Annotated in this window: 21 protein-coding genes and 5 pseudogenes; 3 read left to right on the top strand and 23 right to left on the bottom strand. The window is 33.4% G+C overall.

Annotation, left to right across the window (positions count from 1 at the left end; genetic code table 11):
* Positions 1-200: 200 nt before the first annotated feature.
* The 5 genes from KFD70_RS04760 to spxA form a co-directional block, all read right to left on the bottom strand.
* Positions 201-536 (bottom strand): IDEAL domain-containing protein, encoded by a 336-nt coding sequence (locus KFD70_RS04760; RefSeq protein WP_336451049.1) that lies wholly within the window; start codon positions 534-536, stop codon positions 201-203.
* Positions 537-691: 155 nt separating this feature from the next.
* On the bottom strand, positions 692-1,105 hold the full coding sequence (gene saiR, locus KFD70_RS04755) for an Rrf2-family transcriptional regulator SaiR (protein WP_336451048.1): 414 nt from the start codon (positions 1,103-1,105) through the stop codon (positions 692-694).
* Between the two features lie 222 nt (positions 1,106-1,327).
* Complete coding sequence (locus KFD70_RS04750; protein ID WP_336451047.1) at positions 1,328-1,462, bottom strand: BA3454 family stress response protein; 135 nt, start codon at positions 1,460-1,462, stop codon at positions 1,328-1,330.
* 160 nt (positions 1,463-1,622) lie between these two features.
* Entirely contained in the window at positions 1,623-1,757 is a 135-nt protein-coding gene (locus KFD70_RS04745) for a BA3454 family stress response protein (protein WP_336451046.1), read from the bottom strand.
* A gap of 47 nt (positions 1,758-1,804) precedes the next feature.
* The gene (gene spxA, locus KFD70_RS04740) at positions 1,805-2,200 is read right to left on the bottom strand and encodes a transcriptional regulator SpxA (RefSeq protein WP_336451045.1); all 396 of its coding nucleotides are present in this window, start codon (positions 2,198-2,200) and stop codon (positions 1,805-1,807) included.
* A 613-nt stretch (positions 2,201-2,813) separates the two neighbouring features.
* Between spxA and KFD70_RS04735 the strand changes: the two are divergent.
* Positions 2,814-3,151, top strand: a pseudogene (locus tag KFD70_RS04735) (winged helix-turn-helix transcriptional regulator).
* Positions 3,152-3,407: 256 nt separating this feature from the next.
* On the opposite strand, the gene KFD70_RS04730 reads toward KFD70_RS04735, so the two are convergent.
* The 5 genes and pseudogenes from KFD70_RS04730 to KFD70_RS04710 form a co-directional block, all read right to left on the bottom strand.
* Positions 3,408-4,145 carry a GntR family transcriptional regulator gene (locus KFD70_RS04730; protein ID WP_336451044.1) on the bottom strand — a complete coding sequence of 246 codons (738 nt, stop codon included), beginning with the start codon at positions 4,143-4,145 and terminating at the stop codon, positions 3,408-3,410.
* A 42-nt stretch (positions 4,146-4,187) separates the two neighbouring features.
* Positions 4,188-5,249: an oxidoreductase gene (locus KFD70_RS04725; protein ID WP_336451043.1), complete on the bottom strand. Its 1,062-nt coding sequence runs from the start codon at positions 5,247-5,249 to the stop codon at positions 4,188-4,190.
* Between the two features lie 454 nt (positions 5,250-5,703).
* A pseudogene (locus tag KFD70_RS04720) lies at positions 5,704-6,876 on the bottom strand (cyclopropane-fatty-acyl-phospholipid synthase).
* 932 nt (positions 6,877-7,808) lie between these two features.
* Positions 7,809-8,831: an NADH:flavin oxidoreductase/NADH oxidase gene (locus KFD70_RS04715; protein ID WP_336451042.1), complete on the bottom strand. Its 1,023-nt coding sequence runs from the start codon at positions 8,829-8,831 to the stop codon at positions 7,809-7,811.
* Positions 8,832-9,053: 222 nt separating this feature from the next.
* A complete protein-coding gene (locus KFD70_RS04710) occupies positions 9,054-9,482 on the bottom strand; it encodes a MarR family winged helix-turn-helix transcriptional regulator (protein ID WP_336451041.1) in 429 nt (142 codons plus the stop codon).
* Positions 9,483-9,948: 466 nt separating this feature from the next.
* Here KFD70_RS04710 and KFD70_RS04705 point away from each other — a divergent pair.
* A pseudogene (locus KFD70_RS04705) lies at positions 9,949-10,242 on the top strand (DDE-type integrase/transposase/recombinase); the annotation flags it as partial.
* A gap of 95 nt (positions 10,243-10,337) precedes the next feature.
* Here KFD70_RS04705 and KFD70_RS04700 read toward each other — a convergent pair.
* The 13 genes and pseudogenes from KFD70_RS04700 to KFD70_RS04640 all read right to left on the bottom strand — a co-directional run bounded on the left by KFD70_RS04700 (position 10,338) and on the right by KFD70_RS04640 (position 20,465).
* Positions 10,338-10,523, bottom strand: a complete 186-nt coding sequence (locus KFD70_RS04700; protein WP_336451411.1) for a hypothetical protein — start codon at positions 10,521-10,523, stop codon at positions 10,338-10,340.
* 618 nt (positions 10,524-11,141) lie between these two features.
* The gene (locus KFD70_RS04695; RefSeq protein ID WP_336451040.1) at positions 11,142-12,119 is read right to left on the bottom strand and encodes a ring-cleaving dioxygenase; all 978 of its coding nucleotides are present in this window, start codon (positions 12,117-12,119) and stop codon (positions 11,142-11,144) included.
* A gap of 91 nt (positions 12,120-12,210) precedes the next feature.
* Positions 12,211-12,354: pseudogene (locus tag KFD70_RS04690) on the bottom strand (ring-cleaving dioxygenase); the annotation flags it as partial.
* Positions 12,353-12,708: pseudogene (locus KFD70_RS04685) on the bottom strand (FGGY family carbohydrate kinase); the annotation flags it as partial. The pseudogenes KFD70_RS04690 and KFD70_RS04685, both read right to left, overlap by 2 nt.
* Positions 12,709-12,986: 278 nt before the next feature.
* Positions 12,987-13,601, bottom strand: a complete 615-nt coding sequence (gene wrbA, locus KFD70_RS04680; RefSeq protein ID WP_336451039.1) for an NAD(P)H:quinone oxidoreductase — start codon at positions 13,599-13,601, stop codon at positions 12,987-12,989.
* A 134-nt stretch (positions 13,602-13,735) separates the two neighbouring features.
* A complete protein-coding gene (locus tag KFD70_RS04675; RefSeq protein WP_336451038.1) occupies positions 13,736-14,824 on the bottom strand; it encodes a low temperature requirement protein A in 1,089 nt (362 codons plus the stop codon).
* A gap of 250 nt (positions 14,825-15,074) precedes the next feature.
* Positions 15,075-15,740, bottom strand: a complete 666-nt coding sequence (gene wrbA, locus KFD70_RS04670; protein ID WP_336451037.1) for an NAD(P)H:quinone oxidoreductase — start codon at positions 15,738-15,740, stop codon at positions 15,075-15,077.
* Between the two features lie 64 nt (positions 15,741-15,804).
* On the bottom strand, positions 15,805-16,416 hold the full coding sequence (locus tag KFD70_RS04665) for an alpha/beta hydrolase (protein ID WP_336451036.1): 612 nt from the start codon (positions 16,414-16,416) through the stop codon (positions 15,805-15,807).
* Positions 16,416-17,363 carry a ring-cleaving dioxygenase gene (locus tag KFD70_RS04660; RefSeq protein WP_336451035.1) on the bottom strand — a complete coding sequence of 316 codons (948 nt, stop codon included), beginning with the start codon at positions 17,361-17,363 and terminating at the stop codon, positions 16,416-16,418. Before KFD70_RS04660 ends, KFD70_RS04665 begins: the two co-directional genes overlap by 1 nt.
* A 37-nt stretch (positions 17,364-17,400) precedes the next feature.
* Positions 17,401-18,009 (bottom strand): flavin reductase family protein, encoded by a 609-nt coding sequence (locus tag KFD70_RS04655; protein WP_336451034.1) that lies wholly within the window; start codon positions 18,007-18,009, stop codon positions 17,401-17,403.
* 21 nt (positions 18,010-18,030) lie between these two features.
* Positions 18,031-18,969, bottom strand: a complete 939-nt coding sequence (locus tag KFD70_RS04650) for a ring-cleaving dioxygenase (RefSeq protein ID WP_336451033.1) — start codon at positions 18,967-18,969, stop codon at positions 18,031-18,033.
* Between the two features lie 253 nt (positions 18,970-19,222).
* The gene (locus KFD70_RS04645; protein ID WP_336451032.1) at positions 19,223-19,666 is read right to left on the bottom strand and encodes a MarR family winged helix-turn-helix transcriptional regulator; all 444 of its coding nucleotides are present in this window, start codon (positions 19,664-19,666) and stop codon (positions 19,223-19,225) included.
* A gap of 271 nt (positions 19,667-19,937) precedes the next feature.
* On the bottom strand, positions 19,938-20,465 hold the full coding sequence (locus KFD70_RS04640) for a nucleoside/nucleotide kinase family protein (protein WP_336451031.1): 528 nt from the start codon (positions 20,463-20,465) through the stop codon (positions 19,938-19,940).
* 345 nt (positions 20,466-20,810) lie between these two features.
* Between KFD70_RS04640 and KFD70_RS04635 the strand changes: the two genes are divergently transcribed.
* Entirely contained in the window at positions 20,811-20,957 is a 147-nt protein-coding gene (locus tag KFD70_RS04635) for a hypothetical protein (RefSeq protein ID WP_336451030.1), read from the top strand.
* Positions 20,958-21,128 lie beyond the last annotated feature (171 nt).

Genomic DNA, 21,128 nt, shown 5'->3' with positions numbered 1-21,128 from the left:
TGGGTATGTGGAGAAAATCCAATATAGGGCGAAATAAATTATTGTTAATTATAAAAAAACAGGATAGACCTTTTCAGGCTATCCCGCATACTTTGTTCACCAAATCATATTCTATTTCATTATGGTATCCTACCTCTTAACTTAAGTTTGCAAATCATATTACTACACTTCATCTAGATCCCCTGATTTAATGGAGCTTTTTAAAATCTCCCATTAACTAGCTCTTTTATCGAGTTTAATTTTGAAGAAAGCTCAATAAACCATTCTTCATCTCCAGTTAATAATGCTAGATCTATAAGAAACAAAATTTGTTCCTTATTTATTGCCTTTGATTCAGGGAGTTTGTTAACGTGTTTACTAAAAAATGAAATTGTTTCGTTTATTGTGTACTTGTTGTCACGTTTCACAATAATAACTGTAACTACGCCATCTACGTCATCAAGTGATGCAATGTAACCAACTATTAATTCACCTTCATTTGATATTCCACGAACCCAATCTCCTATTTTTAAAATATGATTATTATTTGACATCATACTTTTTCACCTTCTTACAAATAATTTTTGTATTAATAAAATAATTTCTTAATTTTTAGTACCGACAAACAAAATATAAAAACTAAATTCAACTGTAATATTTTCCGTTACACTTAAGTGTTAAGAAATCCACGGCTATATAACATTCAAATCGCTTATCGTTCTTTATTGATAAGATCAAAAACTTCTTTCATTGTATAGTTCTTTAAATATTCACCTAGATGTTCTTCAGCACCTAAGAAAATAGTAAAAAGGACTTTTCGCATATTCGAACCTACAATACACTGTTCATTTGATTCAGGACACTTAGGTTGCAAAGCACCTTCTGAGGTTATCTGATAAATATGCCAAAGATTAACTTCACTTAAATCCCGAGCAAAAATAAAACCGCCACCAGTTCCCTCTTTTGATTGTATAAACTTGTGTTTTTTTAACAAACTAAGCACTTTGCGAATGCGTACTGGGTGAACACCTGCACTTTCTGAAATAGCATTACTTGTTGACATCCGGTCTGGCTGTATAGCTAGATAAGTTAAACTGTGAATGGCCAAGGTAAAGTCGCTGTTCATGGTTTTCCTCCTACGATATAAAATATTATTTCTCGCTTATTAACATACTGTAGCCACAAATATTATAGATAGGTTTGTGAACGTTAAAATATATATGAATAATTCTTACGTTGAAGAAATAAATTCCTTCATATTCTATACGAGCTCACCTATGACTATTAGTTTCATTTAGCTTTTTGAACTACCTTTTATCATTTATTCTTTTTAAGTTTGAACATACATTTAAAAACTCCACTGTTTCTTAACTTGTTCTTCTGCCAACTGTTTAATTTTTGTCCATATCGTATCTTTGCTCACAATAACATTTGTTTGATAATTTCTATTGTTATAATTAACTGTAACGAATACTTCAATCATCTCCTGCTTCCTCCTTTCAAAAAATTTCCCCTTATTTATATTTAATTTCTGAATAGTTCTGGATTTAGTTAAAATCTATATCATAAATTTGTTTTAATTTTTGAATAATCAAATTTAAACAACCTTTTTATCATCACTGTTTTTAAGTCTGAACATACATTTAAAAATTCCACTGTTTCTTGACTTGTTCTTCTGCCAACTGTTTAATTTTTGTCCATATCGTATCTTTGCTCACAATAACATTTGTTTGATAATTTCTATTGTTATAATTAACTGTAACAAATACTTCAATCATCTCCTGTTTCCTCCTTTCAAAAAACTTTTACTTAAAAATATCACTTATTAATTAGCCAATTTTTGCAATTCAATGTTCAAAAATGTTCGAACACTACGTGGTATAAATTTACGAATTTCTTCCTCATTAAAACCAATCTGCAATCTTTTTTCGTCCAGCATAATTGGCCGGCGCAACATTTGAGGATACTCAATTATTAATTTATAAAATTCATTAAGCGAAAGCGCCTCGATATTTATATTTAATTCCTGAAAAGTTTTGGATCTAGTTGAAATAATTTCAGTAGCACCATCTTCAGTTAAACGAAGAATTGATTTAAGTTCATCGACCGTCATAGAATTTGATACGATTTTTTTTTCAATATAATCAATTTGATGCTCCTCAAGCCATGCTTTTGCTTTCCGGCATGAACCACAGCTTGGTGTCGTATATAGAATTACCATATTTTACACACTCCTTTAATATTTTTTATCAAATGTATTAAAAAAAATTACAGTTTAGAATCAAATTCACGTAATGTTATTTATTCGGCAATATTTAATTTATCTTAACTATCCATTTCTTTTTAAAATGCTACTTCAATAAAATTAATGTAACTACATTTTATTGACAATGGCAATTTACTTCCAAAAAACATACTGTAAATTTAAACTTTACAGTTCTATTAATCAACTGTTAAATGTTGGATTAATTCTATCCACGTAACAAATCGTTTTCTTTTGTGTGACTTTCCCAATAAAATGGATGCTAACCAATTCCAAATGTACTTTAAAGTATATTTTATTCATTTCTTACTTACATGTGCTATTATTGAATATATTTAACATAATAAAAAGTACGCACTTTAAAGTGTTATAGGTACTAAAAAGTAACATATGAACTTTCTAATACATTTCTGCTTACTCCCTCTCTTACATCGATTATTATGAACTATATTTAGCACAATAAAAAGTACGTACTTTAAAGTGTTATAGGTACCAAAAAGAAATAATTTTAGTACGAAAACGTATTTAGCCCCAAAACTGTAATCTAAATTCATCAAAGGAGGTTTTTTTAATGAAAACATACAATATTCCTGTAGAGGCTACTTTAGAAGTTATTGGTGGAAAGTTGTTATCCTTTGTCATTTAAAGAAAGGTACAAAAAGAACGAGCGAATTAAAACGTTTAATGCCTGGTATTACACAAAAGATGTTAACACAACAATTACGTGAACTAGAAGAAGACGGTGTAATTCAAAGAAAAGTATATGACCAAGTACCACCGAAAGTGGAGTATTCTTTAACAGATTACGGTTCGTCTTTAGGATCCATACTCGATTCCCTCTGCACTTGGGGAGAAGTTCATCTTGAAAAAAACGGGAACACGTCCATGCTTATTACAACCGACGAATAATGAACATATTATTTTTCATTATTTACTTTACAATCTGATTTAAATACTCAATTTTCATACCAAAAATGACTGTTTGGCTGTTAGTATGAAGAAAGTGATACTAATTTTATAATTCTATGCACATAGAAGAGACGGAATCTGATTTAAGATTCCGTCTCTGTTTATATAGATCCTGAATCGTTCCATTGAATGTGTAAAATATATTGAAGACATAAAAAAACAGGTCAGGACAAAACTCATCCCAACCTGTTTACGTTTATGACTCTTTATAATTTTTTGCAGTAATGACTGTTTCAAATTCAAAGGTTTCTGGCAGATGGTCGGCGTAAGAGTATTCGAAAGTGCGTCCATCCGTCAAGTAGGCTACCTGTTCAACTCGCATTAGGAAGTCCTGATTGGTTAAGTTCATAAACTGCTTTTCCCTATCATCTGGACGAATTCCTTTTACCCTGACAACGGATGTCCCCACTTCAAGACCAAGTTTTTTTTGAATGTGCGAGTATATCGACTGCTCTAAAACCGAAGCTTCAATACCTGGTATGACCGAAATTGGCATCCATGTATGCTCCATAATCGTCGGAATACTGTGAATGATACGGAGGCGAATGATTTTATAGACAAAATCGTCGACTGAAATCCCCAATTTTTCAGCAATGATTTCATCGGCACCGACAATCATAAACTCGATAATTTTACTTTCTACCTCACTGCCGTAAACAGCTTTTGTACCTGTTAAAGTTTGAATCATTCGTGCCTTTTCCTGCTGACGCCAATCTTGAACCACCGTTCCGCTGCCGCGCCGGCGGATGATATAGCCGTCTCTAACTAGCAGGTCCAGCGCCTTTTTAATGGTAAGAGTTGAAACGCCGAATTCTTCAGCAAGGACGGGGCTACTTGGGATTTTTTCGTTAATTTTATACTCGCCGTCTAAAATTTGCTGTTTAATTTTTTGATAAATGCCGAGGTATTTTACTTGAGTTGATCCGCTTGCCATTCCCCTACCCCCTTTATGCTTTATTTTCTGCTTAGCTACCTTCTATTCGTTCCAATTTAAAGCCTCAAGTTTGTAAACTGAAGGTGATAATGCAGCAAATCCGTTTTCCAAGATTTCAATATTCGTTACCGCTTCTTCGTCTTTCACAAGTTTTGTTGCACCATTTACGATTGTTTCATACGCTGCATCATAGAAGCGACCGTAATCACCAAGCGGCGTTTTAATTTGCTTTTCAATCCAGTCACCGTTCGCGTTGCGATATTTAGCAACTCCATAGTACATCGGTGAATCTTCACCAAACCCTGCACTCTCAGGCATAATACCTGCTTTCAAATCATTTTCCTGCTGATCTTCACCATATTTAATAAATGATCCGTTTGTTCCATGAACGATAAAGCGCGGATAATCTTTTGCTACAACATGGTTGGTTTTCAGTTTAATTTTCAATTGATTTCCGTAATGTAGACCAACATCGAAATAGTTATCAACCGCACCTTCCACTTCATTATTGCGAATATCGTATGTCACCGTATCCGGACGACCGAATAGTGAAATCATGCGGTCCATCGTATGGATACCTAAACTGTAAAATGAACCTTCATCTTTTGGACCTTCGTGAGTGATTGAACCAGGGCGGAAGTAATCAATGTGCGATTCAACCTCAATAATATCACCAAGGAATCCTTGTTCAACAACTTGTTTCACAGCTAAGAAATCACCATCAAAACGGCGGTTTTGGTAAGGCATAACTACTACACCTTTTTCACGCCCTAAAGCTAATAATTCTTTAGCATGTTCAACCGTATCGCAAAATGGTTTTTCAACGATAACTGATTTCCCAGCAAGTATAACTTTTTTTGCCAATTCGTAATGCGTGTGTGCTGGCGTACAGATCGTCACTAATTGAATTTCTTTGTCATTCAACAATTCGTCCAAATCAGTGGTGAAGTAAACACCTTTTTCCTGATATGGAGCCGCTAATTCTTCATTAATATGTCGGGCAAAAATTGTTTTTACTTTTATATTTTTACGTGTTTTTACATAAGGTAAGTGATAACGGTTAGCTGATTTCCCAAACCCGATAAAGCCCATTGTTAATGTCATGTTCTTCAACTTCCTTGCTCATAAATTTTCGTTCCTATATTTATTATATATTTTCATAATAAAAAGTATATAGTTTTGTTTTTTAAATTATATATTAAACAAATCATGAACTTGTAGTATGCAAATGCCAACTATTTTTATTATTCTCTATCGCGGTGACCGTTTGCCGCGTAATATCACACACTTTTATACACTACACTTGAGTCATGTCCATTTCTTTACGTATTATTTCAATTTTATTCTCCATTAGTCTCCCGCTATCTCTTATAGTTATAGAAATCGCAAAAGCAATTTACATTTTCAACATGCTGAAAAGCCCCTAAATATTAAATAAAAAAGGTCGAGACAAAAATCATTTTCGATTTTCATCCCGACCTTTTACTATAGGTTATGGAGCTATGAATTTATACATTGCTTGAACTTGATAAGTGAAGAGCTATTAGATTATATTCTCTTATTCATACATATAAGAGCGTGTCATAGGAATTGTATCATTAATGCCTTTTATAAATACAAATTGATGTAAATCAATATTACCTGTAAAGAATGAAGCTGCACATGCATTTAAATATAAGCGCCACATACGAATGAATCGCTCATCTTTCGTTTTGCGAACTTCCTCCAATACATTTTCAAAATTTTGAGACCAATGCTGTAATGTTTTACCGTAATGTCTACGTAAGCTTTCAACATCAACAATAAAAAATTGTTCGTTTGTCATGTTCGTGATTAATTCGTTAACAGCAGGAACATATCCACCAGGGAATATATATTTTTCAATCCAACCATTCGTAGCGCCACCATTAGTTGGAGAAGTAATACAATGCAGAAGAGAAATTCCACCGTCATTTAGTAGTTTATTCACTGTCTCAAAGTATTGCGTAATGTTGTCCTTTCCTACATGTTCAATCATGCCTACACTAACAATTTTATTAAATTTACGATTCTGAATATCACGGTAATCGAGTAAAGATACTTCAACTAAATCTGTAAGTCCCTCTCGCTTAATTCGCTCGGAAGTCTTTGCATATTGCTCCTCACTTAATGTTACTCCCATTGCTTTAACGCCATATTGTTTCGCGGCAGCCGTAATCAGCTCACCCCATCCACAACCAATGTCCAATAAAGTATCACCTTTCTGAAGATTTAACTTCTTTAAAATATGATTAACTTTATTATGTTGAGCTGTTATTAGGGAATCGGTATCGCTTTGGAAATACGCACAAGAATATGTCATTGTTTCATCAAGCCATAGTTTATAGAAATCGTTCCCAATATCATAATGGTGAGCAATATCTTCTTTATTTTTTTGTTTTGAGAAATTCCATTTACTTTTGAAATATTGCAATTTACTATTACCTAAAAAGCTATCCTGCCTTTTATAAATAGATTGAATTGCTTTTTCAAGGTCACCTTGTATTTCAAGATCACCATTCAAATATGCCTCACCGAATGCGATAGAAGGGTCCTTAGCAATCTCCTTTTTTGATAGAGGCTTATGGAATGTTACATAAAATTGAGGTTCCCCTTCGCCCTATTGTATGGTCTCTCCATTCCAAAGTTTAATTTGAACAGGGTCTGAAAAGAGATTTTTGAGTATTTTTTTATAAAAAAGTTCTTCAACCATATAAACATCTCCTACTAAAAAGTTTTAAGAAACTACCATTAAACCCGCAGTTCTAACAGAAATTTGTAAACATTGAAATATAAGTGGTAACTATCCTACACCGATAAACTTTGTTATTCCAATTGCCAATATACTTCAGTTTTATCTAAAGTTATTTTATCTCTTCCTAATCATCGCTTTACGTATCATTGAAATTACTTATAAAAACAACAGAGTAAAGCGAAAGCCAACTGACAAATACTATTATGAGATATATTAATTACAAAGAAAATTACGCACTTTTTAGTGCTATAGAAACAAAAAAGTTCTATAGATACTTTTTTGTTTCTATTAATTTAGGTTCATATTGATGAACCTAACGCATGATGGTCGTATGAGCGATAGATAAGCCTCATCCTTCCATTATTTCTACCAAACCCTGAAAACTTAGGTTGTGCTGTAAATAAAACAACATCAAACTGATAGTGCTTCTATTTGAACAATTTTTCCTTTTTATACCGATCACACACTTTGTTTTAAAGTAATAGTATCAGTATTTCCAAGGTTTAGAAATTAGTTTCAAGTCAGATGAAATTTTCAAACCCGAACCATTCATTCTATATATCAAATGGAGTATGTATAGATGTAACTTAAGAAAATCAGTCAACCCTTAAATAACTTTATATTAAAATAATAAATTACATTGATTATTTTGTTTCAAATACAACAACCATCTATCTGATTACTGATAGATGGTTGTTAGAAATGTTGAAAAGATGAAATTTTCTCTTTTTATCTGATTTTTAAAGAATAGTATGTGGCTATAGAGCCAAAAAACGCTTCATATTTATTTCAACATCAAAAAATCAAATTTCATACACGAAAAAATAATCCACTTGTTATTGAGAATAACTTTTTTATTCCATTTGGGAATTGCATAAATAAAACTCATCTCAAAAACCAGCTATGTACTGTGCTGGTACATTAATTTCTTTTTTTAGTTTACTAGATGCTTCTAGTGTCCAATAAGGATTACGTAGCATCCCTCGTCCTACTGCTACAAGATCTGCATCCCCATTTCCAATAACAGTATCTGCTAACACCGCTTCATCTAATCTTCCAACTGCAATAACTGGAACATTAAGAGCATTCCTGATTTCTCTTGCTAATGTTACTTGATAGCCTGCATGTGTACCTGGTTTTCGAAACGGACTAATAGGACCTTCTCCGCCTGAACTGATGTGGAAAATATCAACTCCTGCTTTTTGGTATTCTTTTGCCAATTCAATACCTTCCTGAATGTCATATCCGCCCTCAACATATTCTTTTGCAGATATACGCATCACTAATGGCATATCTCTTGGCATTTCAGATTTAGCAGCTTTGAGAATTTCTCTACCAAATTTAGTGAGTTCTTTTCCATATTCATCCTCTCTCTTATTCGTTATAGGAGAGTGAAATTGATGAATCAAATATCCATGTGCACCATGTATTTCAATTACATCAACTCCTGCTTTTACTGCACGTTGTACAGCCCTACGAAACTTTTCAATCATCTCTTTTACTTCACCTGTCGAAAGAGATCTAGGTGTTTTTGAATTTTCATCAAATGGAATGGAAGAAGGTGCAACAGGTATTTCTGCATCTTCCGCTTTCCTTCCAGCATGTGCGATTTGAATCCCTACTTTAGTTCCATACCTATGACAAGCTTCCACAATTCGTGCTAAAGCTGGAATTTGTTCATCTGACCATAATCCTAAATCCTTATCTGTAATTCGGCCATCAGGCTCTACATCTGTCATTTCAATTATAATTAAGCCCGCACCACCAATTGCTCTACTAACATAATGTAAATAATGCCAATCTGTTGCAATACCGTCCCCCTTGTCAACTGAATATTGACACATTGGTGGCATTACGACACGGTTTTTTAATTCTAATCCTTTCAATTTATAAGGACTAAATAAATGATTCATAATAATATCCCCTTTTAAATTAATTGTATGCGCATGCATTTAATTTATCATTATGCTTTATTTTTTGTCAATGTATTCATACATAAGCAATATTGAAAGTATACGTGGTAATATAAATTAAAAAAATAGCCCTAGTAAATTTTACTGGGCAAAAAACTATTCATTCCTATTTAAACAAATACATATAATTTTCCTTTGCTTAAATTCAAGGTGAAAATTACATTATATTTTCTGTATTAATGACTGGATTTCAAGTTGAAGATGTTTATTTGAAAAAGTAGTATGAATAATCTTGTGGAAGGTATGCAAACAATTTTGTAATTTTTCTTCGCCTTTTGCAGTCAAACTTGTATATATCCCTCTACGGTCATCTTCACATATATGTCTTTCTAAAACTCCACAGCTTTTTGCTTCTAATCTATTTACTAGCCTTGACATCGCACTCTGACTCAATCCAACCATTTCTTGTAATTGTTGTAGTCTTAACCTTTTATCGATTGTTTGAGATAAAAAATAAAGAACATAAAACTCATTTAATGATAAATTATATTGTTTTTGCAAAGCACGCTCTAATTCATTAGTTATGCCCATTTGAATATTAGTAATGGCAAGCCAATTATTTACAATTTCATTCGTTTGATTATTTTCCATATTTATTCCACCTGTTCTATCCTAATAATCCTACCTTACTTTAAACTCTAAGAAGTATTTCAATGTGATGTTTAAGAACTATTATTGTATTCTATACCAAATTACTTCTACAACTATTGTGCAAACGGTGCAGAGGGTGTATTCCCACTTTCAATACATCTTTTTATCGTATCATATAGGTTTAATATACCGCTATGAGAAACATTCATTTTAACCGTCTTTAGTTCTATATTTATATTTGTGGCAGTTACCTTTTATAATAAACCATATACACTAAAAAATGTATTATAAATAAGAAGTATGCTAAAACCAGTAAAGAGACTACTATAATCTACCTTGTAGTTTCTTTATTAATTTTCATATTCAGTTTCTATTAAAAATTTGGTTTTGGTGCAAAATTTCTGCTGAATTGAAACTAGTCTCTAAATCTTGGACATATCAATACTAGAACTCTATAAAGAGACGTAATCAGTATAGTCCTGAATTAGATAAGCGAGTACGGCATCATCTTAAGTCAACCAATGATTCTTGGCGAGCCAATGAGACATATGTGGAAGTCAAAGGTCATTGGATCTGCTTATATCGTGCAGTCGATTCGGGAGGAAATACGATTGACTTTTATTTAAGTAAATCCAGAAATACCAAAGCAGCCAAGCGCTTTTTCAAAAAAGCCTTTGCTGTTCGCTATTGTACAACACCACGTGTCGTTAAGATTGATAAAAATCCAGCATATCCTTTAGCGATTGAACAGTTAAGAAAATAAAAGGAGATGAATGTTTTCATATCTTTGAATATTTATAATTGCACCCTCATTATATTTATCTTTAACATTTGCTTAATTATGATATCTATATATTACACATTTTCATCTCCACCTACACCATTGACATGGTCTTTGACTTTCGTAACTTGTCCATCCGCATCACATTCAAATGTAAATGAATCTTTTTCATCTCGCTTTTCACCAATAACGCGATTTGCAGAATCATAAACAGATTCTAAAATTGATCCATTTGGTGTTTCTTTAATTTCTAAATACACACAAGTAGGAGCCCCTCACCTGTTCGAATAAAGGTAATATTAGCATCGTCTGCAGATATTAACAGTAAATTATTTTCTACATCTCGCCCAACTCTTTCTTCTAAACTACTAAACCAACCTTTATCTATACATCGAAATCGTCGCAGTTGCAATAACACTTTTAGTGTTCATCTCCCAATATATCAAACAGCAATATGTGAGTTTGACAGTTCTTGCATTAATTTTAAACTGTTCGCTTACAAGTTGGACAGGAAGTTGGCAAAATACACTGGGTTTATTTAAATCAGTTTTTATAATGCCTCTCTCCAGAATATTGGAGATTATTCTTGTACTGTTGCTAGCGGGAATCATGTAAATGGAAGTCTCTTAAGATCTTCTGAAGAGACTTTAAAAGTTTTTACAATACGTTTATTTTATCTTAACAAAGGGTGCTTTCATGTACAGAAAAATACCCCTTCAGTCTACAACCATTTTTTCACAGCCTAATACTTTTTTAATCAAACATAAGTGACGAAAACAAAAAAATAACTCCAAAATTAACTTCCATTATCAATTTTAGAGTTATTTTATATTCAAATTTTCTTCATAAATATCTATTCGGTTAAATATGTTTCTTTTTTACTCTTTAATGAATTCCTTAGTGCTTCTCACTGTATCAATTGAGCGAACTAATTTTTCTATTTCTGCACGTTTTGGCTCTAAGAATGGAGGTAAAGATAGTTTTTCCCCCAGCGTTTCATAAGGTTCATCTCCCATAAAACCAGGTCCATCTGTCGCAAACTCAAATAAAATTTGTGGTACAACTCTTGCGTATAATGACTCAAAAAAGTGACGATTTACATAGCCGGATGTATGGAATCCAAAACTACTCATCCGCTCAATCCATTCCTCTAATACGGAGCGATCCTCTACGCGGAATGCTGCATGGTGCACTGTACCAAAACCTTGTTGGGCTTCAGGAAGAATCACATTATGTTCTACAATGACAGAGGCACCATTTCCACCTTCTCCTACTTCAAATAAGTGGAATGCTCCTTCTTGATCATTCTCTTTAAATAATAGAACTTTTTCTAACATTTCTTTGAAGTAACTAAGATTCGCGATACGAACAAAAACAGGTCCTAAACCAGTAATTGCATATTCCAATGGAATTGGCCCCTTTTGCCAAGGTGTACCTGATTCCACCCCTTTATTGAATTCATCTGATATCAATTGATATTGTTGATCATCAAAATCAGAGAAAGAGAGAGTTTTCTTGCCAAATTGCTCTTTAATTCCAGTATGTTGCACTTCGAGACGATCAAAACGTTTTACCCAGTATTCCAATGCTGCATCACTTGGTACTCGGAACGATGTCTTTGAAATCTCATTTGTACCGTGTACGCCTTTCGGAATGCCTGGGAAGTCAAAGAAAGTCATGTCCGTTCCTGCACTTCCTTTATCATCCGCAAAAAATAAATGATAGGTTTGAATATCATCTTGATTTACCGTTTTTTTAACTAGACGCATTCCTAAAACATGAGTAAAAAATTCATAGTTCTTTTCTGCACTACTTGTAATAGCTGTAACATGGTGTATTCCTTTTAGTTGGTTCACTTTATATTCCTCCAATAGTTTTAATTTATACTTTACAGTTGTACTTTTTCTTCTAGACCTTTGGATTTGTCAATATAACATTTTCCCATTATTACTTCTCTTCAATAGGAGATAATTTTGCTTCAATTTCTACTCGCTGTTCCTCCAAGAACGGCGGTAAATCAAATTTCTCTCCTAAATGTTCCACGTCTCTATCAATTGTAAATCCTGGTCCATCTGTCGCAATTTCAAAAAGATGCTATAGAATAATCAATTACATATTCCTTAAATAACTTATACAAAATATACTCTTTGATAGAAATGAATTTATAGCTTTTTGTGAATAATTCTGTATGCTCGTTCTCAAGCCAAACTAATTTCAAAAGCGGTGACATAGGATGGATTGATGTCCCAGTACGAAGGTAAATTTCATGACCATTCATCTCATTCTTTATTTTCTGTGCCCAGCGTGAGCTTCTATTATCTGCCCAAGTGATACATCTCGTTAATCTACAGCACTGACACTATACATTGCTGAACTAAAAGAAATACAAAGAATATCAATAGGCTGTATATTACTTGATCGTATAGTTTCTTTAATTGTAAGGATATTCAATCCCATGGCTTGAAATAAAGAATGCTCTTTTTAGTATATTTCTACGTTGATAATATACCCATATACGCTCAAGCATTCACCGAATTAATCGAAGAGACTGCTTTCATAGTATCTACTGCTAACTACATTTGTTCATTTTATAATTGTCAGTAGAAAAGAAGTATTCAATGTAATTAATTTCATTTTTTACAAATAGAAGATATAAAAATTTTATTGAGAATAAAGAATGAAACAAAAAAGCACCAATCTCGCTTCTTGATTGGTGCTCTTTCTTATTGATTTGCTTTTTTAACCATCTCAGCAACAGTTACGGTACGCTTTGCCTGATGCTTTACTGCACCTCGTACATTTTCTTTCATTTTCCCATCTTGATCCACTGTTACACTAGTTCCATAAGGATTACCTCCAGCAGCAAATGTCACAGGGTCTGTATATCCAGGGGTTACTACAATCGCTCCCCAATGGTACATTGTAGTATATAAAGAGTGAATAGTCGCTTCTTGTCCTCCATGAGGATTTTGTGCTGAGACCATTGCACTCACTACCTTATTTACTAGTTTTCCATTAAACCACAGCCCACCTGTTGTATCAAGAAATTGTTTCATCTGAGCAGGCATGTTTCCAAAACGAGTTGGTACACTAAAGATAATTGCATCCGCCCATTCTAAATCATCAAGAGAAACTGTAGGGACACAAACTGCGACTTCTTCAACGTAATTCTTCCAAGCTGGATTCGACTCGATTGCTGACTGTGGGGCAAGTTCAGGAACTTTTAATAATTTCACTTCTGCTCCTAACTCTTTTGCACCTTCTATTGCCCATTGTGCTAATTCATAGTTAGTACCTGTGGAACTGTAGTAAATAACAGCAAGTTTTACTTTTTCCATTCGTTACACCTCGACTAATCAAATATCAATACCTTTAGCATTATTTCTTATTTTTCCAAACCATATGCATTGAAAAATTATAAATTTTCTAGTTTTAATACAAATGTAATTTAAAATAAATTTAGTATAGATTATTAAATTGTTACTTTTGTATATACGAGGAAGAAAACAGCTAACTGAACAAAGATGAGAATGTTTGGAACCACAATAAACAGGTCAAATAATAAAAAGGTAAACAAAATACACATAAATAAACCTAAATGGTAAATCTTCAGTCGATTCTTGACAAATCGATATTTATGAAAAATAAGCGTAGTTGACAAGAAATAGATAAAAGTAGATATGAAAACTAAAATTACTAAAAATAAATAATGAATATCCTGTGAAAATGCTAATTGAATAGTTGATGCAATTATGCTTAAAGACATATAAATAAATAAGTGCCCATAAATAATTGCTTGCCCAGTAGTTTCTAATTCTTTATCGACCTTTTTTTCAACATTATCGAAATATTGCCACCACATAGTAATAACAATTGTAAATGATACAAGCACAAAGCTAATCGCATCCCAACTCCCTTTTTCTGGATGCAAAACAGCAATTAAGCTGACAATTGATTCCCCAAATAAAATAATAGTAAAAAGGCCAAATCTTTCTAATAAATGCGGGGTATTTGTTGGTGCTTTAATCAAGTATCTTCGACCCAAAATAGGGACAATAATATCAATAAAAATCCCTAGATATAAAATAAGATATCGAACCCATGAATCAAGGAAAATAGAACATAAAGATACTGCAATTCCTATTAAAAATCCATATCCTAAATATTCAGCTGCCTTTTTGCGTGAGCCGTTTTCTTGTTTGCTAATCCATATATATTGCATAGATGTAAAAAATCGAATACCAACATACCCTATAAGGAAGGAGACATAATACTGATCAAAATTCACAGATAGGCTGGCCGTCATTAAAATGATAAAAAGCATTTGAATAATCATAAACCATCGTTGAGCGACACAATCTTTACCAAACCTGTTAACGTATAAAGATTGGCCTACCCATGCCCACCAAATAGGAACGAAAATTAATATAAATTTTAATAAATACTCGAATGGAATAATTCCCTGTTCTAAATGGAGCAACAAATGTGTCGCTTTTGAAATAGCAGCCACAAAAATTAAATCAAAAAATAGCTCCAGCCACGTTACTTTTTTCTCTTCCATCAATGCTTTCCTCCCACAAAATTTTTATACCTAACCTTTGGTCAATATATCAAGGGAACTTGTTTTCAAAAATGCAAAATCTTGTAGTATATCCCAATCTCATATTGATTCAATGATTACCTAAAGGTCTCTGTAAGCTTTTATAAATATAAAATCCAGCCTTTATTATCAGTAAAAACATAGGCTGGATTGTTTGTGTTTTGAATAAATTGTACGCTATTTCAGTAATAAGAAAATTCCTTAGTACTTTTTATTGATTTGCTTTCTTTACCCACTCTGCAACAGTTACTGTACGCTTCGCTTGATGTTTTACAGCTGCCTGTACATCTTCAATCATCTTTCCGTCTTGACCAACAGTAACACTAGTACCATATGGATTTCCACCTGCACCAAATGTTACAGGATCCGTATATCCAGGTGCAGCCACAATTGCTCCCCAATGATACATTGAAGTATATAATGATAAAATTGTTGCCTCTTGTCCACCATGAGGGTTTTGTGCAGAAGTCATCGCACTAACAACTTTATTTACAAGTTTTCCACTGAACCATAATCCACCTGTTGTATCTAAAAATTGTTTCATTTGTGCAGGCATATTCCCAAAACGAGTTGGTACACTGAAAATAATTGCATCTGCCCACTCTAAATCACTTAATGTTACCTCAGGTACATCCTTAGTCGCTTCAATGTGTGCTTTCCAAGCTGGATTTCCTTCAATTACAGATTGTGGAGCTAATTCTGGCACTTTTAATACTTTTACTTCTGCACCAACTTCTTTTGCACCTTCCTCAGCCCACTTTGCTAGTTGATAGTTTGTTCCACCCATGCTGTAATAAATCACTGCTAATTTTACATTTTCCATCGTTTTTTCCTCCTTTATTGATGAATTCCCAAATAACTTGGATAAAATCCCCATTTCATTACACCTACCTATTTTTTCACTTTTTTCAAATTATAATCCATTTCATAAAATTTTTTTATCATGCATTTAGAAAAGTCTGATACCACTGAGCAGCTACTTCTACTTCACTCGCAGTCAACTGATGCCCTCTATTTTCCCAATGTAATGATACATTTGCATTCGCCTTTTCTAATAAGGTTTGTAATTCTGCCGATTCCATAGGTGAACAGATTGGATCATTTGTCCCAGCTGCAATAAATACAGATTTACCTGATAAATCAGGAAGCTCTATTCCTCTTCTAGGTACCATAGGGTGATGAAGAATGGCACCTTTCAGTGCATTGTGATAATGGAATAATAAACTTGCTGCGATATTTGCGCCATTAGAATAACCAATTGCTACTATATTTTCTCTATCAAAGTCATATGTTTTTGCTGCTTCATCAAGAAATTCGTTCAATTCTTTCGTACGAAAAACAAGATCCTCTTCATCAAAAACGCCTTCTGCTAATCTTCGGAAGAAACGAGGCATTCCATTTTCCAATACATTTCCACGAACAGTTAATATAGAAGCTTCTTCATCAATTCTGCCCGCAAGTGGTAATAAATCTAACTCATTCCCACCAGTACCATGAAGTAGTAATAATGTTGGTTTTGTTAAATCCTTCCCTTTATGAAAAAAATGTTTCATTATTTATCCCCTTCCAATATCCGCACCTCAATAGGAGGTAAGAGTTCTTCTAATTCTTCTCGTCTTTGGTCTAACCAAGATGGTAACATAAGTCTTTCACCCAAATTCTCTGTCGATTCATCCACTGTAAAACCCGGTGGATCTGTTGCTATTTCGAATAAAATGCCACCTGCTTCATGAAAATACAGCGCCTTAAAATAATTTCGATTGAGAATTTCAGTCGGATAATATCCTTTATCTTGAAGCATAGACCACCATTCTTGATGCTCCTTTTCATCCTTTGCTCGCCATGCAATATGATGAACAGTTCCTGCTCCCATTAAACCTCGGATTGAAGCGGTTAATTTAATATCAATTATATTTCCAACTTCTGCTTCTGATTGAAATCTCAAAAATCCATCCTCTTGTCCGATGCACTCTAATCTAAATACCTCTTCAAGCAATTGGGCTGTTTTATTCGGCTGTGTAGAATATAAAGTAGCACCACTAAACCCTTTAATCGCGTTCTCTATCCCAATTCCTCCAAAGCCCCACGTATTTTGTGAACCCCCTTCTCGCTCTACCAGTTCAATTTGGAGACCATCTGGGTCTTGGAATTGTAAATACGTTTCCCCAAAACGAGCTGATGAAGCAAACTCAATATTGAATTTTTGCAAACGATTCTTCCAAAATGACATGGATCCATTTGGAATCATATAACCGGTTACTCCAACTTGACCTGTTCCAATTCGTCCTTTTAACTGTTTAGGCCATGGAAAAAAGGTGATGACGGTTCCTGGTTCACCAGACTCATTCCCAAAGTACAGATGATACACTTCTGGACGATCAAAATTGATTGTCTTTTTTACTAGTCTTAGTCCCAGAACACCTGCATAAAAATCAATTGTTCGTTGTGCATCATTTACCATTGCAGAAATATGATGAATCCCTGCTATTTTATTCGGCATAACTCTCTCTCCATTTCGTTAATAGGCTATATTCATTTTATTTGGGGCGTTCAATGGAAAAAATCTCACCTATTTTCGCATAATTATGACCTGCCAATCGACTCACTGCTCCTAATCCTTTTGGATCAATTCTGCCCTTTTCATAAATCTCACTTTCAATATGGAATTGAACCACTTTTCCTATAATCAAATCACATCCAGGAGAATCTGAACCGCCTAATTCTAGGGAGTTCTCTAGTACACACTCCATTCGAATTTTAGCCTCTTGTACCCCTGGTACAGAAACCTTTTCACTCTCTACCGGTGTGAAATTTGCCAATTCAATTTCACTTTGATTAGAAGGTAAATTAGCAGCAGTTTTATTCACCATTTCTACATTTTCTTCATCAACAATATGAACGACGAATTCCTTACTATCGAGAATATTTTTTGCTGTATCCTTTTGTCTTCCCTCTGACCGTTGAATTGCTAATGAAATCATCGGAGGATTAGAGGAAACAATATTAAAGTAACTAAAAGGTGCACCATTTAAAACATGCTCTCTTGAAATTGTAGTAACAAAAGCAATCGGCCTTGGAATAATACTTCCTATTAGAAACTTATAATTTTCTCTTTCAGTATTTTGGGATGGATCGATCGAAAGCACAGAAATCATTCCTTTCGTAAATTAGTCTAATTCCCTTACTTCAAACGGTAGTAATACTTGTTCAATCTGTTTTCTATGTGGCTCATATTGTTCAGGCAACATTAATTTCTCACCCATAGTTTCTTGTGATTCATCATGCGCGAATCCTGGAGGATCCGTTGCAATTTCAAATAAGATTTCTCCATGTTCTCTAAAGTAAATCGCGTTAAAATAGTTTCTATCTCGTACAGGTGTTACACCATAACCATAGCGTGAAACATGCTCTCTCCAATCCAATTGATCTTGATCATCACTAGCTCTCCATGCAATATGGTGAACTGTACCAACTCCCATTTGTCCACGTCCTATAGAAGTTTGTTTTAGATCAATGATATTTCCAATCTCAGCTGAGGAACGGAAGCGAACAAAATCTCCCTCTTCTCCAATTCGTTCTAATCCCATTACTTGTTCTAATAACTCTGCAGTTTTGCTAGGTTGAGCAGATAGCAGAATGGCTCCACCAAATCCCTTAATCGCAACTTCTGGTTTTACGTCTCCAAAAGTCCAATTATTTACTTCTCCTTCTTCTCTTTCAACAATCTCTAAATGTAAGCCGTGAGGATCGTCAAATTCTAAATACTGTTCTCCAAAACGCTCCATTTTTGTATACGAAATATTGAACTTTTCCAATCTCTTTTCCCAAAACTCCATAGCACCTTTCGGAACAACATAAGAAGTTACCCCTACTTGACCATCTCCTATAATCCCTTGTCGAGCACCTGCCCATGGAAAAAATGTAATAATAGTCCCTGGTTTGCCTCCTTCATTCCCAAAATAAAGATGATACGTACCTGGATCATCAAAGTTTACCGTTTGTTTTACTAAACGTAATCCTAAGACCCCTGTATAAAAATCTACATTCTCTTGCGGATGACCTACGATTGCTGTAATATGGTGAATCCCCATAATTTTCTTATTCATTTTGTATACTCCCTTTCATTTCTTTATTTAAAAACATTAATCTTAATCACTAAACTTTAACGATTGTCCTATTCCTTTTGTATCAGCTTACACTTAATCTTATCCACATGATGTAGTTACATTCACATCACGAGAATTTATCTTGAGTTAAATAATCTCGAATTCGAGATAAAATATAAAAAATAACAATTTCACCTGTCTAAAATTTCTTGCATCTTCACTTCATCTTGAATTCGAGATATCAGCCCAAAAATTATTGCTTTTGGGCATTGTATCCTAATTTCTTTAATTGTTCAATCATCATTCTTTTTTCCATAGAGTTCAATCCACCAAATATTTGTTGAATTGCCTCTTTATGCTTAGGGAATATAGCATTCATCAGTTCAGTTCCTTTTAAAGTAATCGCTGCATACGTAACACGACGATCTTTAGGACATGGTTTTCGAATTAACAATTGCTTCTTCTCTAACTTATCAACAACATAAGTAATACTGCCACTTGCAAGTAATATTTTATCTCCAATTTTTTGTATAGGCTGATCACCTTTACTAAATAGGAACTCAAGAACTGCGAATTCAGTTGGATTAAGTCCATAGCTTCTTATATCTTCTTCAATGCGCTTTGTTATTGTCTGTCCTGCACGAGAAAATATAACAAATAATTTGAGAGATAAATCCTCATCGTTCATATTATCCATAATTATCAATCCTTTTACAATTTATCTCGAATTCAAGATAAATTATAGTATCCAAAATTTTATTTGTCAATTAAATATTTGTGAATTAGAGATTATCATTTTTATCAAAAATTAAATGTAGTGTAGTACTTTGAGAAAAAGGAAAGATCTTCAACTAAAAAATAATCCCTACTTTTAACAAAAAAAGTAAGGGATTTGGTATTTTAATAGACTTAGGAAAATGAATAAAAACTCATTGCTTATTCAAGAAAAATTCCTGTTAGTATCAGTTTTACAGTTTGTTTATTATTGCTTCTGCAATATTCTCTATATTCAATTGACCATCAATTATATAGTCCGAATCTGGTTTAATACTTTTCTCCATCTCTAAGTATGCCTGTCTTCCAGCACTCAAATACATCTCGCATTCATAAATGACTTCATCAATAGAATTCAAAGGATTACGAATTAATCTTCTTGCCATCGCTATATCTAATGGTGTGTCAATATAAAATGAAATGTCTATCAAGTCTTTCATCTGATTATTAAGGTACGAAAACGGATAGTCCAAAATAATATAATTTATAATTGAATCCTTTAATAATGACTTGATGTCTTTAATTATGGGAGTAACATTCCACTCGTCATAATTTGCACCTTTTTCTACCCATTTACAAATGTCATTTGGTCCTTCTAAATCATAATCATCAAAATGAACAGCCTTAGAGTTATTAAGTCTATTAGCTAGTGTCTTTGTAACTGTTGTCTTACCTCCACCAGATATAGCCGAAATAGATATTATTATTGTTTTTTGTCTCATATACTCCTCCATAAAATAATAGAAAGTTAATCTCTACTCCAATACATTTGACACTTGAATGAAATACTCTTCTATCTTCAACAATCTTGCTCTTTTACTTTAATAACACAGGCTCTTGCTTGACTTCTAACTTAAATACTTTATCCCACTCAATTCTACAAACAGCTGCATGTAATTTAGAATCATATTTCTGACCACTTTTTAAAATTGTATAAATTAAAAAGACTCATTATAGTTAAGTGATTTCTCAATATATCTATTGTATATAAATTAATCTTAAGATGTAAAATACTCATTAATAATTAGATTGGATCTAAATTTAAATCAGAGAAGGAGCTATATATCATGGACAAAAAAAATCTACGAAATCATCAAATCAACAACATGCCTTTAGATGCACTAAATACTCCTAGTAAGGACCAAGAACAAATGCAAGAATTAAATCAAAGGCAAGCAAATATACTCAGCAAAAGACAAAACAAAAAGTTTTAGTTAAGAAAAATACGCTTCACGCTGGAAGAATGATAGCAGTGGTCGCTATCGAGATATTGATTCGTACAGAACAGGCAAAAGCCGGGTTGCAGGAAAGGTTAGATGGCGCTAGTTACATCTGTCCAATTCCGCCAGTAGTTAATCCGGTCACAAGTAAATAACTTCAAAAAA

The sequence above is a fragment of the Bacillus pfraonensis genome, assembly GCF_050768835.1.
GTDB classification, from domain to species: Bacteria; Bacillota; Bacilli; order Bacillales; family Bacillaceae_G; genus Bacillus_A; species Bacillus_A pfraonensis.
Note: the sequence above shows the minus strand (reverse complement) of the source record. Positions and strands in the feature narration are given on the sequence as shown.

Coding starts and splice junctions, on each gene's coding strand:
- KFD70_RS04760 (WP_336451049.1), bottom strand. CDS start 536: ATGATGTCAAATAATAATCATATTTTAAAAATAGGAGATTGGGTTCGT.
- saiR (WP_336451048.1), bottom strand. CDS start 1,105: ATGAACAGCGACTTTACCTTGGCCATTCACAGTTTAACTTATCTAGCT.
- KFD70_RS04750 (WP_336451047.1), bottom strand. CDS start 1,462: ATGATTGAAGTATTCGTTACAGTTAATTATAACAATAGAAATTATCAA.
- KFD70_RS04745 (WP_336451046.1), bottom strand. CDS start 1,757: ATGATTGAAGTATTTGTTACAGTTAATTATAACAATAGAAATTATCAA.
- spxA (WP_336451045.1), bottom strand. CDS start 2,200: ATGGTAATTCTATATACGACACCAAGCTGTGGTTCATGCCGGAAAGCA.
- KFD70_RS04730 (WP_336451044.1), bottom strand. CDS start 4,145: ATGGCAAGCGGATCAACTCAAGTAAAATACCTCGGCATTTATCAAAAA.
- KFD70_RS04725 (WP_336451043.1), bottom strand. CDS start 5,249: ATGACATTAACAATGGGCTTTATCGGGTTTGGGAAATCAGCTAACCGT.
- KFD70_RS04715 (WP_336451042.1), bottom strand. CDS start 8,831: ATGAATCATTTATTTAGTCCTTATAAATTGAAAGGATTAGAATTAAAA.
- KFD70_RS04710 (WP_336451041.1), bottom strand. CDS start 9,482: ATGGAAAATAATCAAACGAATGAAATTGTAAATAATTGGCTTGCCATT.
- wrbA (WP_336451039.1), bottom strand. CDS start 13,601: ATGGAAAAAGTAAAACTTGCTGTTATTTACTACAGTTCCACAGGTACT.
- KFD70_RS04675 (WP_336451038.1), bottom strand. CDS start 14,824: ATGGAAGAGAAAAAAGTAACGTGGCTGGAGCTATTTTTTGATTTAATT.
- wrbA (WP_336451037.1), bottom strand. CDS start 15,740: ATGGGGATTTTATCCAAGTTATTTGGGAATTCATCAATAAAGGAGGAA.
- KFD70_RS04665 (WP_336451036.1), bottom strand. CDS start 16,416: ATGAAACATTTTTTTCATAAAGGGAAGGATTTAACAAAACCAACATTA.
- KFD70_RS04660 (WP_336451035.1), bottom strand. CDS start 17,363: ATGCCGAATAAAATAGCAGGGATTCATCATATTTCTGCAATGGTAAAT.
- KFD70_RS04650 (WP_336451033.1), bottom strand. CDS start 18,969: ATGAATAAGAAAATTATGGGGATTCACCATATTACAGCAATCGTAGGT.
- KFD70_RS04645 (WP_336451032.1), bottom strand. CDS start 19,666: ATGGATAATATGAACGATGAGGATTTATCTCTCAAATTATTTGTTATA.
- KFD70_RS04640 (WP_336451031.1), bottom strand. CDS start 20,465: ATGAGACAAAAAACAATAATAATATCTATTTCGGCTATATCTGGTGGA.
- KFD70_RS04635 (WP_336451030.1), top strand. CDS start 20,811: ATGGACAAAAAAAATCTACGAAATCATCAAATCAACAACATGCCTTTA.